This window comes from Dyadobacter sp. CY312, assembly GCF_021390535.1.
Lineage (GTDB): Bacteria > Bacteroidota > Bacteroidia > Cytophagales > Spirosomataceae > Dyadobacter.
This window is the reverse complement of sequence record NZ_JAJUXG010000008.1, coordinates 351,212-368,658: the sequence shown is the minus strand read 5'-3', so window position 1 is coordinate 368,658 and position 17,447 is coordinate 351,212. Positions and strand designations below refer to the sequence as shown.

The window sequence follows — 17,447 nt, the reverse complement described above, 5'->3', positions numbered from 1 at the left end:
AACCATATCTCATCTAAACTTAGGATGCTAGTACAAGAACAAGTGGACAATTCCAATACTAACTCACTTCCTGAAATCCATCTCTCTCACGTTTTGGAGTTTTTCAGAGAAAATATGCTAACTCTATTCCTAGCAGTTTTCTTAGGAGGTGCATTAGGCGCATTAGGGAGCTACACATTTACAAAAACCTACACAGCTAAGACAATTCTTCTTCCCGAATATAGTACAGGAAAACCATCCTTTTTTAGCTTAGCCATGGGCTCTGGCTCATCTGATGGAACTGGCCCGTTAACACCCGATTTATACCCGAATATTTTGGAAAGTACTTCATTCGGTGAATATATGATTAAACAGCCAATTGTAGATTCAGAAGGAAACAATTACACAAGTTTGAAAATTTACCTCAATAAACCCGCAAAGGAATCGCTGCTCTCAAATGTAAAATCGTTATTTTCATCAGATAACAAGGGGCACGGCGAAATAAAACGGAAGGTTGTAATTCAGAATAAAGATATACTAAATCTTAGTACAGATGAAGAAGCTGTTATAACTTTTGCAAAGAGCCTGGTTAAAGCTTCAATCGAACAAAAAAATGGACTTATTTCCATTGAGTCTGAAATGACTGATCCTATAGTTGCAGCTCAATTGGTAGAAGCCGGCAAGATATACCTGACAACCTATATTGAGGACTTCCGTGTAGCAAAACTTGAGCAACAATTAGAATTTATAAATAAAAGAGCCAGTGAGGCAAAAAAAAGACAGCAAAACGCTGAGTATGCACTTCAGAGTTATAGAGACCATAACCGGAATTCTTTTTTAAACGTTGCGCGTATTGAAGAGCAAAGACTTCAGTCTGACTACACATTGGCCCAATCAATTTATTCAGATTTAATTATCAAGTTGGAACAAACTAAAATTAAAGTAAAGGAGGAAAGGCCAGTTTTTAAAGTTCTGGAAGCAACTAAGGTTCCTCTGAATAAAACAAGTCCCAAACGTATCCTGATAGCGGGCATAGGCGCTCTAATAGGTTTTATCCTAGCTTTGACTTACGCAATTTATACTAACCAAGGTGTTAGGCAGTACCTTATTAGGCTACAGTAGTTTTACTCTTTGTTGTGAGCAATCATCGGCTCATTCACATTGTTCAAACGATGTGTATTTTTTTCTGTAAATGAGTAACCATCTCCAACACCGCGCCAACCACCAAAACGAGCAGTTAACATTCTTGGTAAACTTAATGAATTAATTTTTAATTAATTCTTCACTAATTAATATTTAATGTCCGCTAGCCTTGCCACTTCTAATAGAAAAGCGATTAGCCTGTTTTTACTTCGGCTCATCAGATCAGTTATCTCAATACTTACTCTGATTCTTTCTGCCAGATATTTTGGGGTTTCCTCGGATAGAGATGCATGGTTATTGGCGTTCAATTCTATTGTAGTGATTAATCTTGCATTTTGGGGACCTTTAAATGAAACCTTCAGAACACAATTTATTTTTATTAAGGAGCAGGATGGAGAATCGTCGGCTATTAATCGAATAAACTCACTATTTTTCTTTGTATCCATAATCTCAATATTCATTGTTGTAGTAATATTCTTGTATCCCAATCTCTACACTTCATTAATAGCACCAGGCAAAACTACTTCAGAGCTTAACACCCTAACTCTGATATTAAAACTACTTTTACCGTCGCTACTATTAAACCAGTTTACGCTTTTACTTAGTAGTATCCTTAATTCTTATAATATATTTTATATTCCAGAAATTGCAGGATCAATTTCTTCCATATTTAACGTATTGGCATTATTAGTACTAGCTCCAAAAATTGGGATATATTCCCTGGTAATATCCTACTACTTTGGATTAATTGTACTGGGTATCTTTTTATTTCATGAATTAGGGAGAAATAAAATTCGACTTTTTAAGCCGCCATTTGAATTAAAATACAGCCATGTAAAACCATATTTACTTTATGCGATCCCATTTTTCTTTCCGTATTTCTTCGGACAACTGAACGCTATATTTGAAAAATCCATTGCCAGCCTCCTTGGCGATGGGATAGTTTCAATCCAAGATTATTCTCGAAAATTTATTGATATTCCTAGCGGAGTCCTTATTTCGGTATTAACAACAGTGCTTGTACCAATACTATCGAAAGCATTTGCTCAAAAAAATCTTGATCAGTTTGAGGCTGAATTTAAAAGCATATTTAGATTAGGTCTTTTTGTCTTAGGCTTCTTGTTGTCATTTTTCATCATGTGCTCAAGTGACGTTGTTACTTTATTTTATGCATCTAAAAATATTGGAAGGGAATCTCTTTACACTATTTCCACACTATCCATTTGTTACTGCGTGAGTGTAATTTCTGTCTTTTACTACTCTATAACGGGTCTGGCTTTAATGTCAGTCAACCAGGGTAAGATTTATGCAACTTGTGGAGTATTGGCGCAAATTTGTATGTTAAGTTTAAATTTTTTATTCTACAAAAAATTAGGCATATACATTTTCCCAGCCTCCCTGTTCCTTGCACATATTTCAGCAGCATTGGTAATGACTTTAAAATTAAATTTTCTCACCAAAACTATACTTATAAATTTACTTAGCTATCTAATTTTCACAACAGCACTTGGTTTTTTATGTTATACAAGTAATTACTATTATTTCTCCAAATTATCTTGGAACTCTTTGTATCTAATTATTATAAAGGGCACATCTTTGACAGCAACTGTCATAGCGCTACTATTTATACTGAAGATGGATGAAAGGTTATTTATACAAAAAGGATATTATCGTGTAAGAAGTGGCATTAATCAATTTATTTCAAAATGAAAAATAAACGCTGGCTCACCCTATTTCTTGATACTGAAAATATTCATTTAACCAAAGACGTAGGAATGATTCCATTTATCCTGTTTAGAGAGTTTCGATACGATTCAACAATAGCAAGTTATCAAAATGGTGAATATCCCAACATTGTGACTGATGTGAAAGGCTTAAAACAACTCTTTGTAAAAAAACTAACAGGAAATTTGACCATTGATGGCTTATTATTCATTCTAATAAACTATAATAAGTTTGATATCCTTCAAGTTTATCATTTCACAACAAGGTCTCTAATATGGTGCTATTTTTTTAAAATTGTTAAACTGGGTAATTGTAAGACCTATCTAAAGTTGGATGCCAATCCTACAATTTTGGATATGAAATTTGGTTTCGTAAAATCCATAATTATAGAACATCTGAAAAATAGCATTGATCTTATTAGTGTTGAAACAAAATACTTACATCAGTCTTTAAATAAAAACTGGAATCGAAGAGTTGAGTATATCCCAAATGGCTTTTATGACTATGGCAACCGCAAGAACTTAGATCTCAGTGCAAAGGAAAACACTATCTTATTCGTTGGACGGGTCGGAAATTATCTCAAAAATAATGAAATACTATTAGAGGCATTTGCTGAATTTGCCGAGACAAAAAAAGATTGGAAGCTGATGATGGTTGGACCAATTGAATCAGATTTTCAACATTATTTTGATAACTATTTCATAAAGTACCCACAATTGAGAAATAGGATATTCTTAACAGGGTCAATTATCGATCGTCAAGAGTTACGAGCTATTTACAACAAGTCTAAAATATTTGTACTAACATCCAGATCTGAGAGCTTTGGCCTGGTATACCTCGAAGCCATGCAAAGTGGTTGTTACGTTATATCATCAAATGTGCCGCCTGCTTACGATGTAACCGATAATGAAACTTATGGAAGTATCTTTCCGATTGGAAGTAGCACTGGATTATTAGAGAAGCTAATTACCATCACTTCTGCACCAGAGTTAATAGACTTCAATGCTATCAAGGTTCAAAATTATGTTTACAGTAAATTTTACTGGCCGGCAATTTGTGCACAAATTGATCACCATCTTAACCCTTAATTTAACATAAGTAATGGATGTATCAATCATAATAGTAAATTACAATACCAAGGCGCTTACCTTGGCAAGCATAGAGTCTGTTTATAAACATACAGAAGATGTTACCTTTGAGATTATTTTAGTCGACAACGCATCTCAGGAAGAAATATATTCAGACGTTGCAAACTTTTTCCCCTTGGTTAAAATCATTCTTAACAGCGAAAACGTGGGATTTGGCCGTGCAAATAACTTAGGAATTTTGATGGCGCAAGGTGAGTTCATTTTTCTGCTAAATTCTGATGCATTTCTAACCTCTAATGCGCTAAAACACTTTAAGAACTTTATGAAAGACCCCGCAAACAACAATGTTGCTATTTGCGGTGGTGAGTTACACACTGGCGGTAAAGACAATACAGTTTCTTATGGGAATTTCCCTACTTTATCCGACGCCTTTTCTTCAATTGGCTTCTATAAATTGTACAAATCTTACCATGCAAAACACATAGCGTCAGGCGTAGTTAATATTAATCCCTCAATTAGAGAGGTAGACTACATCTGTGGTGCTAATATGTTTATCAGAAAAAGTATTTTAAATATTGTCGGATATTTTGATGCAGATTTTTTTCTATACTTCGAAGAAACTGAGTTATCTTACAGGATTCGAAAAAATGGTTATGTATCCAAAATTGTTCCAACAGTTAAAATAATTCATTTGAGTGGAGCCTCACAAAATAATAAATCTAATTTCAACTATTCAAGCTTTTCTCATTTTTGCAGAGGTAGAAGTTTGTATTTTCAAAAGTGCCATGGAAGTCTGTATTCCTTTGCGGTAAATGTCTGTTATGCTCTTACAGAAATTAATTTAAGTTTATTGGGCAAAAAGAAAGGTAATATTATTAAAAAAATTAAAATCATATTTAGTTCATAAAAATAACACTAAAAAAGGATTTATATTATCGCTACATTTCATAATAAAAAAGATTGCATTTCGCTAATTTATAACTCTGAATATAAAAATGTTTTACTACATTGTTTTCATTCTGCTATCTGTTTTAGCTCTTGCAGAAATGGTGGTAACACCTCGGAATGTTAAGAATTGGACATTTTTCGTGGTTATATTTGTATTTATATTAATTGGTGGACTTCGCTGGCGAACTGGCTCTGACTGGTTTCCATATTTTAACTTCTATACTAAATTTGCCAGTGACGACCCAATATTTATGCTAAGTATGGAGACCGGATTTACATACTTCGTAGGATTTCTAAGACTTTTTTCCACCCAATTTACATTCTACCTGTTAATACTTTCCCTAATAACAATTAGCCTAAAGGCTCTTTTTTTTTACAGATTTACAAATGCCCTGTTCTTGGCATCCCTTCTTTTTTGGGGCACCGCGCTTAGTGATGTTATTGCGGTCAGACAGATGTTAGCTATAAGTCTGTGTGCTGTTAGCACAATTTATATAGTACAAAAAAAACCATGGATTTTTGCTTTACTTGTTTTATTAGCAGCTCAGATTCACGTCACTGCCTATGTTTTTCTGGTATCATACAAAATATATCATTTAGAATGGCCCGTATCTTCAAAATATTTAATCTTAGTTTTTGCTGTAACCTTTGGTCTTACCGTAGGATCTGAAAAAATTCTAGAGTATGCAATTAATATAATTCCTGACGGGTTTGGCATGGCTCGCATTTCACGGAAAGCGGAAGCGTACATGAACATTGGCAATGAAATCACCGTGACAGAAACGTTAAGTAAAACTCAACGAACCATTGCCGCAGTTTTGAAGAGAGCAATTTTGCTACCTGTATTTTTTCTGTTCCAAAATAGGTTGAACAGCAAACCCTACAATGGCTTTCTTAATCTTTACACCTTTGGAAATGCACTTTATTTTATAGTAATTGACTTTTTAACTTTACAGCGTGCTGCGACGTATTTTTATTTCTTTGAAATCATTATTTTCTGCTTGATTTTTGAAAACGTAAAAAGCAAGGGAATTTGGCTCCTTATAATTATCTTATACTCTCTCCTAAAATTAGTATCGTTGATATTAAGTGCTGAGAAGTTACTTATACCTTACATTTGGATCTTCTCGGAAGATACATACAGATTCCACTCATAAGGTAAATATCATCATAAAGGTAAAGCAATAAAATATTGTCCTGATCGTAACAACATAAGAACCAAATGATGAGCTTATGAGACCAATCATAATTATTCCGATTGCAATGGTACTTCTTGAATTACTCTCAACACTTGCTATTTCTTCTTCGATTAAAAATTTCAAAAAAGATTTTGGAGCAAAAGGTGACGGAATATCTGACGACTCCGAAGCATGGAGTCGAGTAATCACACACTACAACCTTCACAAAGGCGGTACGCTGATAGTTCCAGAAGGAATTTATCGTGTCGGTGCACAAAAAACTAATTGGAATTCTCGTAAGGATGTCAATTACTCTTCTCCCAAATATAATACCACTCTTTCCGAGATCGACGGTCTATTAATCCAAGGGACTTTGAAGGGAGGCAAAATTGTCTCTATTTTCAAGTATCTAAGCGGGATTAAATATGGTTTTTTCAATCCAGATACAGGAACTCAGGGTTTAGACGTAACATTGAGCTCACACGCCTCTCCTGGAACCTTCCTAACCTTAGGTTGGGATTGTAAAAACGTAATAATCAAAAATCTTGAATTAGACGGCAACTTTTCAGAGGCAAACTATAAGGCTGCTCCAAAAGATATGAAAGGACCAGATTTAACCTATTCTGGAATTGCCTCATATATGGCAAGAAATGTTGTGATCGAAAACGTTTATGCTCACCACTTTGGACTGGATGGTATTTATATTCAAACTCCTAGGGAAAAGTTGACACCTGGTAAGTTTCATACTACTTTATCAAAAGTTAGATCAGAGTACAATGGTCGGCAAGGTTTAAGTTTCACTGTTGGATCAAATTTGAAAGTTATAAATTCTTCATTTAAGTATACCGGTATGGGAGGTATTCGCATATCTCCGTGCGCAAACGTTGATATTGAAAATCATGACAATACCGGAGCACCTTTAGCAAACAGCATTTTTGAAAATTGCATTATATCCAGTAATCAGGGAGGGAGCGGATCCGTTAACATAGCTGGAAAGGTTGACAACATTCATTTCAAAAACTGTGTAATAGATGCAGGTCCAAAGATTAAGGATACGAATAGAATTTACTCTGTTCAGATGAATTTTTCACCTAGCAGAAATGTATCATTTGATAACTGTAAATTGACAGGAGTTTTTCTGATGTATCAACCCGGCAAAAAAATGGATGATGATGGATTCACGTTATTGAAGAATTGTACAATAACAGACAACAATGTTTCTAATGACATTCCGGAAACCCAACCACTGATTGATGTATACGATCAGATCAAGTTCGATAATTGTACTTTTTTTGTGAGTCCAAAAAGAAAATTTATTAGGAGTTCGACTTTCAGTAAAACCGAATTATCTGATGCGGAAGATGTAACGTTTAAAAACTGTAAAGTAATGAATTTAAAAACCAGGAAAACTATTCCAGACATTAAAGCCAGAGTTACGTCAAATATCAAGTTCCGATAGTCCCCGTCTCTAACAACTACCTTTGATAGTACCTCATGAAAACCTTTAAAAAATATTACGTTGTTGATAATGTGATCATCGGCAGTAATCATGTTATCAACAATGCAGGGGCCATTAATTTAATTCAGCAATTCGATACTCTACCTACTGAAATTAGTGTTTACGGAGACAAAAATCATTTAGATAGCATTCGTTCCAAAATTAAAAGCATTCCTGGCAAAACAATCAATTATCAACCAATAAAGGTTATAGACCCTGCTATAAACCCCTTTAAGAAAATTGTATCCTGGATCAGCAAGCTTAGAGAAGACAGATCCTTTGTTTACCAACTGTTCAAGAAGTCGTCTCAAGAAAACCCTGAATTAATTTTATTTTGTACTATCACGGCCATTAATCTGTTTAGATTTATACACCTGTTCAATGCTCAAAATAATAGAAAAATACTTATTGGACTGCATGGTGAAATAGAGTTCTTGTTCAGAAATAACTCTTCTCTTAAAAACAGATTGAATGCATATTTCTATAAAAAAGCATTCGCCATTTCCGGATATAACGTGAAATTTTTAGTTCTAAGCCCTTTAATCCGTACCAAACTTATTCAATCCGGGCTTGTGAATGAAAGGCAGATTGTCTGCGTAGAACACCCAATTAACGAGGCATCTCGGACACTAACTGACATTCCTACAAAGCGTTTGATTTTTGCCCAGTTGGGAGTAGCGTCAAAAAGAAAAAATTCACAGGTTATATTTGATCTGGCGCTAAGATTCAAAGAGCAAATTGGCAACTCACAATTAGCCTTTGGAATTATTGGAAAGGTTGCTCCCGACACAGAGCCCTATGTAAATGAGTACGTAGAAATCAGCTCACGTGAAGGAAAACCGTTAGACCAGAAAGACTATGAAAAACTCATTATGAAAGCTAAATACTCCCTCAGTTTCATTACAGGAGAGGATTATGTTTTTCGTATAAGTGGTTCAATAATGGATTCGATCCAATACCAATTACCCATTATAGCACTAAGACATGAGTTCATTACTGATCTCTTTCAGCAAGCTGGCGACGTTGGCTTCATTTGCGAAGATCTGACAGAATTAGAGTCAACGATTCAAAAAATCATAGATGGAGACAGTTTATGTACCGAACGATATCAAAATCAAGTATTTAACTTAAAGCTATATGCATCAAGATTTTACGATGTAAATAACGTTATATTTTTCAAGAAAAATCTTGCTGTTTCAGGATGGACTTTCGCGTAGGCGAACTATCATACGTTAGCTGCTCCTAAGTATGAGCTGGATAGTGTGCCTTAATTGATTAAAAGCAACAGTAAGCCCAAGTCAAAAATTGAACAGTAATAAGACTAAGTCACAGTAATTAGAGCGTGTTTGGGAATTATATTTTGTCTGTTGGGTAAATTCGTTGTAACATGATTTGAATATTCGCTAAATACAGCCAGCCTACACTGGATGCGAGGGTATACTCATAATCCTTGACAATTCTTCTAAAGAAATTAGACCAAGCAATAGTTCTCTCGACTACCCATCTTTTGGCAACCGGAACAAAGCCTTTCGTTGATTCGGGTTTAGCAGCTTTTTCAAATTTGATCTTATGTTTTTGAATCTCGTCTGCGAAAACTCCTGCATACGCCTGGTCACCATAAATTTTAACCAAGCGTTCGTTTTGGCAAATAATGTCTGGCATAAATCCTAATGTAGCTGCACCGTCATGTATGTTTGCAGCATGTACTTTAGTAAACCAAAGCCTTCCACCACTGTCAACAAGAAGTTGTCTTTTTCTCCCATTTACTTTTTTATGTGCGTCCAATCCACGGTTCTCCCAAATCATTGGAGCCAGTTTAACTGATTGGCTATCAATGCTAAATATCGCAGGGTTTTCATCTCTGCCATTGTTTTTTCTATCGAGATTATTGAGGGCAATATTAATTTCTGCAAAAATATTTGTCTTCTTCCATTTGGAAAAATACCGCGCGGCGGACCGTCAAAATATGGCTTGCCAGTGAGGATAGCTACTGGGTAAGTTTCGCTACTGACAACCCGTTCTTAAAATGTAGAAAATCGCATCCATAACATCCCGCAGATTCAATTTACGCTTACGTTTTGTATCCAAAAATACCGATATTGCGCCCCATTGGAGATCGGTCAGTCTACTATACTGTTTAATCGACTCTTTAACGTTTGGTCACTGCAAAGATGGTACGATCTCCATTCTTTTCAATTCCCAAACACGCTCTTAAGGTCGCATGCACGTGTAGTGCTGTGCCATGCTATGGCCTTATCTTGATGTACCCGGCACATCGTCGACCAAACCTCAAATGCTTAATCCACAACATCCCTCTTGTATTAATCTATCCTAGTCCTTCAAAACTACTACAAGATCACATCAACACACGCGTAATACAAATTAAATTATTAATTAATTCTACATTAATGAATAATTAATTCATTTTGAATTAGAGTTAATTTTGATATATTTGTGAACAAATTTATTTTACAATAAACTTGTTCTACAAACTATCATAAGAATGTCATCGATCAAGTCAACCTACACTTACTTAGCGCTGTGCGTGCTACTATTATTCGCTATAAATGCTAGGGCCAAAGAAGCAATTGACCCTATTCGTTTCAACCTAACAACCAGTGCTCAACAATTGGCTTTGAATGAAGAATTTGAGATTGACATCCACGCCAGTTATCTGAGTATCTCGTCGACAACAGTTTTTATGTTTGAGGGATCCAATTCTTTTCGATTGAAACTTGTTATGCCTGTAGGATTTGTGCAAACGGGAGGATCATATAGCGATAATGTTGTTGCTGAGTTATCGCCATCAAAACCTTCCATTAAATACACGGTTATAGGAAAGTTCACAGATAAGTCAGGTAACGGTGTTTTTCAGCTTTTGCGCAACCATAAGAACTCCAGTAATTTAGATAACTATGCCCAGGTATCTAAACTCAGCTTTACAATGGATGAAATAACAGGGACTGATGATACAAAATCTGCCAACACCAGAATAGCAGCTATTCCGACTCCTGGCTACATACCTTATCTATCGATCACCGATTTAAGGTCCGGGGCAGCTGATACTGCTCGCGTGGTTTATATTACGGATGACTTCAAATCTGGTTTATTCAGATATAGTGCTTCCTCAACACAAGCCGATGATGGAGTGATGACAATTCGGCACGGTAATCGCCGCTACGAACGCATACATGATGGTACTGTCAATGTCAACTGGTTTGGCATATTTGGAGATGGGACTACTGACCAGACCAATACACTACAGAGTCTGCTAAACAATAATAGATATACGACCCTTTTTTTCCCAAAGTCAGTGGTATCATACAGAATTGGCCATGTTCGCATTTACTCAAATAAAACACTTTTGTTTGAGGACGGTACTTTTATTGAAGGTCTCAAAACAGCGGTAAACGGGCAAATGTTTTTTATGTATGACGCCTCGAATATTGTAATAAAAGGAACAAATGTTATCGTTTCAGACCCTAACCCCAATTATGTTAATAACCAAATGAGGGTCATTTTTCACATGGGTGGGGTGACAAATGTACTTATTGAGGGCATAGCTGCAAATAATGGTGGTGGAGATGGTTTCTATATTGGAGCAGGTAGCGCAAAGAAATACTCTGAAAATGTAAAACTCGTGAACGTTAGTGCGGATAAAAACAGGCGTCAGGGAATCTCTATCACTGGAGGGAAAAATATTGAAATTATCAATGCTGTGCTAACCAACACCAATGGCATAGCACCGGGCGCGGGAATTGATGTAGAACCAAACACAGCGGAAAATATAACTGAGAATGTAAGGATAATTAACCCGATTACCCGGAACAATTCGGGTGCAGGAATAATTGTGTCTCCTGGAGCATTTGTTGGTACAAATCATATTGTAGACGTGGTAATAACGAATCATGTTGATGAGGGCAGCACTTATGGTTTTTTAGTAACGGGAGTTACCGGACCAGTACTTGGCACGGTAATTACTCAAAATCCGATATGGAAAAATAACCGTGGTTGTGCTTTTGTTTCTAGAAACTGGTCACACAAAGCTCCTGCAGTTTTAGTACAGAGTCCTACAGTTATCAACGCAAACACAGGCGCTACAACATCTCCAAACCTCGGGGCAGCATTCTTGATTTACCGGGCAGAAAATGATGCTGGGGATATAAATCTTGGCAATATACATATTTTTCATCCTAGAATACAAGACACTAGATCTCCCCAGCTTATAACCTCTTCATTTGCTTATCGTGATCTGGCTCAACATAACCTAATACTCAATTGTAGCATTACAGATCCCATTATGTCATTCTCTCCTTTGGTAAATAGATTTAGCACGGTTTACAACGCGGAGCTTATTATTTCAGACAAACATGAATACCTCACTTGCGACTTCACGAATTATACAAGATATGTAAACTACATCTTTCATGCATCTTTGTATCACAATGCTAGTTCAAATGCAGCTCGCTTGTTACAACTGTCTAATGTCAACCCCAACTTTCCGGAAATTAAAGTTGAAGTGAGAGCCTCACAAGGAATAGTTATTGTACCTGAAAGTGTCAATAATATTTTACCACTATCTCCAGTGAATGGGAAACGCATCACCAGCAATGTCGTCGGTAGCAGTATAATACTCAAGAAAACAACGAATAATAGCTGGTTTATCAAACAAATGATTGGAACCTGGACAGTCTTACCTTAACAAAAACGACGTATAAATATTACACTAACGGAACACATTTAATTACTAACTGTTTCTTTCTGCAATATTTTCAATTACTTTTGCAACAAAAGTACCAGAGAATTGTGTATTAATTCTCTGGTACCGCCACCTCCCTCCTCCAAAAGTAATCCCTGATTGAAGGGATATTATAAAATTGCCTTTGTGGGCAATTTTAAATGTTGTTAAAATAAGATATATGTCTGCAAGAGAAAAAACTATTTGTATAGTAGGTCTGGGTTATGTCGGTTTACCGCTGGCCATCGAGTTTGGAAAGAAAAAAAAGACAATTGGTTTAGATATTAACAAGCAAAGAATCAGTGAGTTAAAATCAAACTATGATAAGACACTAGAGGTAGATGCAGAAGAATTTGGAAGAGCCTCGCAGTTATCGTTTACAGATGACCCCAATGAAATTCGCCATGCAGATATTTATATAGTAACTGTTCCCACTCCTGTTGATCAATTCAACAACCCCGATCTGACTCCGGTAAGAAAAGCAACAGAGACAGTTGCTAAAAACTTAAAACTTGGAGACATCGTCATTTATGAATCCACAGTGTATCCTGGAATTACCGAAGACTTCTGCGTACCCATACTTGAAGAAATATCTGGATTGAGATACAATTCTGACTTTTACTGTGGTTATTCTCCTGAAAGGATAAATCCCGGAGACAAACACCATACTCTAACCCGAATAAAAAAAGTCACCTCGGGTTCTACTCCTGAAATTGCTGATGAGGTTGATGCGCTATATCAAACAATAATCACTGCGGGAACCTTCAAAGCTTCATCCATTAGAGTCGCGGAATCGGCTAAGGTTATTGAAAATGCGCAACGGGATATTAATATTGCTTTTGTTAATGAACTTGCGAAGATTTTCAATCTACTCAATATAGACACCAACGAGGTTTTGGAAGCTGCTGGGACAAAATGGAACTTTTTACCTTTTAAGCCAGGTCTTGTTGGCGGACATTGTATCGGTGTCGATCCCTTCTACCTTGCTCAAAAAGCCATTGAGGTAGGTTATCACCCGGAAATCATTCTGTCTGGCCGTCGTCTGAACGATTCCATGGGCGGCTACATAGCAGATCAGTTTATAAAACTTTTGATTCAAAAGGAACAGAAAATCAAAGGAGCCGAAATACTTATCATGGGTATTACCTTCAAAGAAAACTGCCCTGACATAAGAAACAGTAGAGTAATTGATATCATCAAGGAGCTCGAAACTTATGAAATTCGAATTTCTGTTTATGATCCCTGGGCAAATAAGGAAGAAGTGGCTCATGAATATGGCATAACGCTTCTCGATGAAGTACCTGATTTTAACAACTATGAAGGTGTTGTTGTTGCGGTAGGTCATGCTGATTTTGAATCGCTGGTCATAAAGCAGCCTGATACAGCTCGACCTGTCCTGTATGATGTAAAAGGGATTTATCCAAAAGACAAAGTGGATGCACGACTCTGACGATCACATCAAAAAAGTTTTAATCACCACTAAAATATCAGCTTATGAATTTCAGTAAATACCATAATCAGGATATTACTAAATCAAGTTTTTTAATTACCGGGGGAGCCGGCTTCATAGGTTCTAATCTGGTAGAATATCTGATACAACACCACGCAGGCAAAATTGTTATTCTTGACAATCTTTCAACAGGTTATCTGGAGAACATAGAAGAATTCATTGAATTACCCCATGTAGAATTTATACCGGGTGACATCCGGGATTATAAAACCTGTTTCGATGCGCTGTCAGGAATCGACTATGTTTTACATCAGGCCGCACTTGGATCTGTTCCCAGGTCTGTGGATGACCCCATAACAACCAATGAAGTTAATATTTCAGGATTTTTAAATATTCTTACTGCGGCAAAAGAAAATAATGTAAAGAGACTTGTATTCGCTGCATCCTCTTCCACTTACGGTGACAGTGCAGAGCTACCGAAGCGAGAAGAAAAAATTGGCAATCCCCTTTCGCCCTACGCAGTAACAAAGTATGTTAATGAACTATATGCTGATGTTTTCTCAAAAGTATATGGCTTTCATTCCATCGGTCTCAGATACTTTAATGTTTTCGGTCCCAAACAGAACCTAAATGGTCCTTATGCTGCTGTAATACCGCTTTTTATTAACAACTACCTGGAAGGAAAGTCGTCTGTTATAAACGGAGATGGAATTACTTCCAGGGATTTTACCTTTGTTGCAAATGTGGTCCAGGCAAATATCAAATCGCTGTTCCTATCTGATTTGGCGCAATACCAAGTATTTAATGTAGCTTGTAATGAGCAAACTTCCTTGAACGAGCTTGTGACACTCATCGGTAACGAATTAGGTAACACCATCCCGCCTACATACGCACCGGAGCGAAGAGGAGATGTAAAACATAGCCTGGCGGATATAAGTAAGGCCGTAAAAATCCTGGATTACCAACCGGAAATAAAATTTGGCGAGGGCATAAAACAAACCATTTCATTTTTCCAGGAGAGATTTGCTAACAATATAAATTAAAAAGCAGGGTTTTAAGATAACCGGCATTTTAAGATACTCAACCACCCCATAAGATTCACACTATTCATGAAAAAAATTACCTTACTAAGAATTTCCACCGAAACTTACTCTCTTCGAATTCTTCTTAGAAATCAATTGGCATATATGGGCACACGTGGGATTAATGTCTCCATGGCAAGCAGTCCTGATGTTCACGTAGCAGAATTGGAGGAACAACAGAATGCCAAATTTTACCCACTGCCGCTTACACGAGAGCTTACACCATTTTCTGATTTAATAGCACTTTATCACACGATCAGGTTAATTAGAAAAATTAGACCTGAAATCGTTCATACCCATTCTCCCAAAGCTGGTATTGTAGGAATGTTGGCTGCTTCTATTTGTAATGTACCCGTGAAAGTACATACCGTAGCTGGTTTGCCGCTGATGGAGACAAAGGGAATGAAACGCTGGCTTTTGGACACAGTTGAAAAGGTTGTATACAGATGTGCCGACTGGGTTTTACCAAATTCAAATGAGCTGAAAAATTTTATTGTCGAAAATAACCTGATTGACGATAATAGTAAAATAACAGTGATCGGACAAGGAAGTAGCAATGGGATTGACCTTAATTATTTTTCAACCACCGAATCCATTGCCAAGGAAGCGGAATTGGTTATGCAGACTCATAACATCTCTAAAAACGATGTCGTCTTGACTTTTGTCGGTCGGCTTGCTTTCTACAAAGGTATAAATGAGTTGGTCGCAGCATTTGAAAAACTGCAGTCAAGCCATACAAATTTAAAATTACTCCTGGTTGGACCATTTGAAGATTTGAATCCATTAGAGGAAGCTACATTACAAAAAATAACGAGCAATCCAGATATTATCTCTGTGGGTCATCAGAATGACATTAGAAAATTTCTTGCTATCACCAGTATTTTTGTTTTCCCAAGCTACAGAGAAGGTTTCCCCCAATCACTTATGCAGGCAAGTGCGATGGGGCTTCCAAGTGTAGCCACTAATATTAATGGTTGTAACGAAATTCTGGATGATCAGGAAACAGGAATATTAATTGAGCCTAAAAATCAAGATGCTATTGTTGAAGCCTGCATTCAACTCATTGAAAACCCTGAAAAACGTTTGCAAATGGGTGAGAAAGCAAGAAAAAGGATATCAGAGAGCTTCGAACAACAAGATCTTTGGAACAACATTTACGACTTCTATCGATCCAGTTTATAGTCAATATATGCATCATAAAAGAAGCCGCTGTGATTAGCGGCTTTTTTTATGCAGTAAATCAATATTCACTAAAATTATACTTTATTTGCATTGAATTTCTAAAACACACTACTACATGCTATATAATACGGTCATATCCCGCCAATTCTAGTCCTTGATCTTACCCAGATTTCTACTCTGCATTACAATGCAACCTGAGGACTGACTCTAGATAAATAATCACGGCTTCAAAGACCGTGTGTACCTTATTTTTAAGTTCATTTCAATTATTCGATAAGAATTTCCGAGCCCATGCGCATTTTGCATATCATAAATAATCTGAATAAAGGCGGGGCAGAACGCCTGCTTGTAGACAATCTGCCACTCTACATAAAAGCTGATGTTCATGTAGAGGTTCTGCAACTATCTGAATTACACTCGGAGCCTCAGTATTTGAAAACGTTACTGGACGGAGGCGTTAAATGCCACTCCCTTGGTCAAACAAGTCTTTATAATCCTTTGCTGGTGATGAGTTTAGTTAAATTTCTTTCTCAGAATAGATTTGATATCGTACATGTACACCTTTTCCCAGCAATGTATTGGGTGGCAATTGCATCAAAGTTCATATCTCAAAAGCCAGTTCTTGTTTTCACAGAACACAGTACTCAAAACAAAAGATCAAAGAATTCACTGTTAAAACCTCTTGAAATATTTATATATAGAAGTTACAACAGTATCATAGCAATCTCCGAGCAAATAAAAGATAAGCTTATCTCGTGGACTGGATTCACAGATAAAATCAGAGTGATACGAAATGGCGTTGACACCCTTCGTTTTGAACAAGCTCCCAAATACGATGATTTGTTTTGGACCAATGAATTTTCAATTCCTCGCGGATCTGTAAAAATGCTCATGACAGCAAGATTCAGCTATCCGAAAGACCATGCAACCCTTGTCCGGGCGCTTAGCCAGTTGCCTGGGAATCATTTTTTGATACTGGTAGGAGAAGGGCCAAATAAAGAAGAAATAAAAGCACTTTCCCTAGTACAAGGTGTAAGCGAAAGAGTAATTTTTGCAGGATTTAGAAATGATGTTTCTTCATTAATGAAATCTGTAGACATCAATATTCTTTCTACCGACTACGAAGGAATGTCTGGTGTTAGCCTCGAAGCTCTGGCATCAGGGCAACCTTTTCTGGGATCTGACGTTGCCGGCATTAACGACCTTGTTCCAGATTCCCGATATTTATTTGCAGCGCGAAATTCCGATGCCGCTGCTCAACAGATAACCAACATAATCGCCAATCCTGCATTAAAGACATCCATGATCTCGGATGGCTTGGAACACGCAAGTAAATTTGATGTTAACTACACCCTTAACAATCATTTGAAACTGTATTCTGAAATTGTGACACATTAGGAATACTTCCTGATTCTAATAAAACCTCCTCGTTCACA

At 36.7% G+C, this 17,447-nt stretch carries 13 protein-coding genes; 12 read left to right on the top strand and 1 reads right to left on the bottom strand.

Annotated elements, in window-relative coordinates:
• The first annotated feature begins 24 nt into the window (after nucleotides 1-24).
• From LZG71_RS12890 to LZG71_RS12860, 7 genes are all read left to right on the top strand, one after another.
• Entirely contained in the window at nucleotides 25-1,101 is a 1,077-nt protein-coding gene (locus LZG71_RS12890; RefSeq protein WP_233820989.1) for a GNVR domain-containing protein, read from the top strand.
• Nucleotides 1,102-1,278: 177 nt separating this feature from the next.
• Nucleotides 1,279-2,832 carry a lipid II flippase MurJ gene (locus LZG71_RS12885; protein ID WP_233820988.1) on the top strand — a complete coding sequence of 518 codons (1,554 nt, stop codon included), beginning with the start codon at nucleotides 1,279-1,281 and terminating at the stop codon, nucleotides 2,830-2,832.
• Nucleotides 2,829-3,935, top strand: a complete 1,107-nt coding sequence (locus LZG71_RS12880) for a glycosyltransferase family 4 protein (RefSeq protein ID WP_233820987.1) — start codon at nucleotides 2,829-2,831, stop codon at nucleotides 3,933-3,935. The genes LZG71_RS12885 and LZG71_RS12880 overlap by 4 nt, the downstream gene beginning before the upstream one ends.
• A 13-nt stretch (nucleotides 3,936-3,948) precedes the next feature.
• On the top strand, nucleotides 3,949-4,842 hold the full coding sequence (locus tag LZG71_RS12875; RefSeq protein WP_233820986.1) for a glycosyltransferase family 2 protein: 894 nt from the start codon (nucleotides 3,949-3,951) through the stop codon (nucleotides 4,840-4,842).
• A gap of 88 nt (nucleotides 4,843-4,930) precedes the next feature.
• Entirely contained in the window at nucleotides 4,931-6,040 is a 1,110-nt protein-coding gene (locus LZG71_RS12870; RefSeq protein WP_233820984.1) for an EpsG family protein, read from the top strand.
• 76 nt (nucleotides 6,041-6,116) lie between these two features.
• The gene (locus tag LZG71_RS12865) at nucleotides 6,117-7,520 is read left to right on the top strand and encodes a right-handed parallel beta-helix repeat-containing protein (RefSeq protein ID WP_233820983.1); all 1,404 of its coding nucleotides are present in this window, start codon (nucleotides 6,117-6,119) and stop codon (nucleotides 7,518-7,520) included.
• Nucleotides 7,521-7,555: 35 nt separating this feature from the next.
• Complete coding sequence (locus tag LZG71_RS12860; RefSeq protein ID WP_233820981.1) at nucleotides 7,556-8,776, top strand: hypothetical protein; 1,221 nt, start codon at nucleotides 7,556-7,558, stop codon at nucleotides 8,774-8,776.
• Nucleotides 8,777-8,912: 136 nt separating this feature from the next.
• Here LZG71_RS12860 and LZG71_RS12855 read toward each other — a convergent pair whose 3' ends face one another.
• Entirely contained in the window at nucleotides 8,913-9,395 is a 483-nt protein-coding gene (locus LZG71_RS12855; RefSeq protein WP_310587756.1) for a transposase, read from the bottom strand.
• A gap of 667 nt (nucleotides 9,396-10,062) precedes the next feature.
• Here LZG71_RS12855 and LZG71_RS12845 point away from each other — a divergent pair.
• From LZG71_RS12845 to LZG71_RS12825, 5 genes are all read left to right on the top strand, one after another.
• Entirely contained in the window at nucleotides 10,063-12,261 is a 2,199-nt protein-coding gene (locus LZG71_RS12845; protein WP_233820977.1) for a glycoside hydrolase family 55 protein, read from the top strand.
• Nucleotides 12,262-12,478: 217 nt separating this feature from the next.
• Nucleotides 12,479-13,747: a nucleotide sugar dehydrogenase gene (locus LZG71_RS12840; RefSeq protein WP_233820975.1), complete on the top strand. Its 1,269-nt coding sequence runs from the start codon at nucleotides 12,479-12,481 to the stop codon at nucleotides 13,745-13,747.
• Nucleotides 13,748-13,791: 44 nt separating this feature from the next.
• On the top strand, nucleotides 13,792-14,790 hold the full coding sequence (locus LZG71_RS12835; RefSeq protein ID WP_233820973.1) for an SDR family oxidoreductase: 999 nt from the start codon (nucleotides 13,792-13,794) through the stop codon (nucleotides 14,788-14,790).
• A gap of 66 nt (nucleotides 14,791-14,856) precedes the next feature.
• Nucleotides 14,857-16,011 (top strand): glycosyltransferase family 4 protein, encoded by a 1,155-nt coding sequence (locus LZG71_RS12830; protein WP_233820971.1) that lies wholly within the window; start codon nucleotides 14,857-14,859, stop codon nucleotides 16,009-16,011.
• Nucleotides 16,012-16,302: 291 nt separating this feature from the next.
• A complete protein-coding gene (locus tag LZG71_RS12825; RefSeq protein WP_233820969.1) occupies nucleotides 16,303-17,409 on the top strand; it encodes a glycosyltransferase in 1,107 nt (368 codons plus the stop codon).
• Nucleotides 17,410-17,447: the final 38 nt, after the last annotated feature.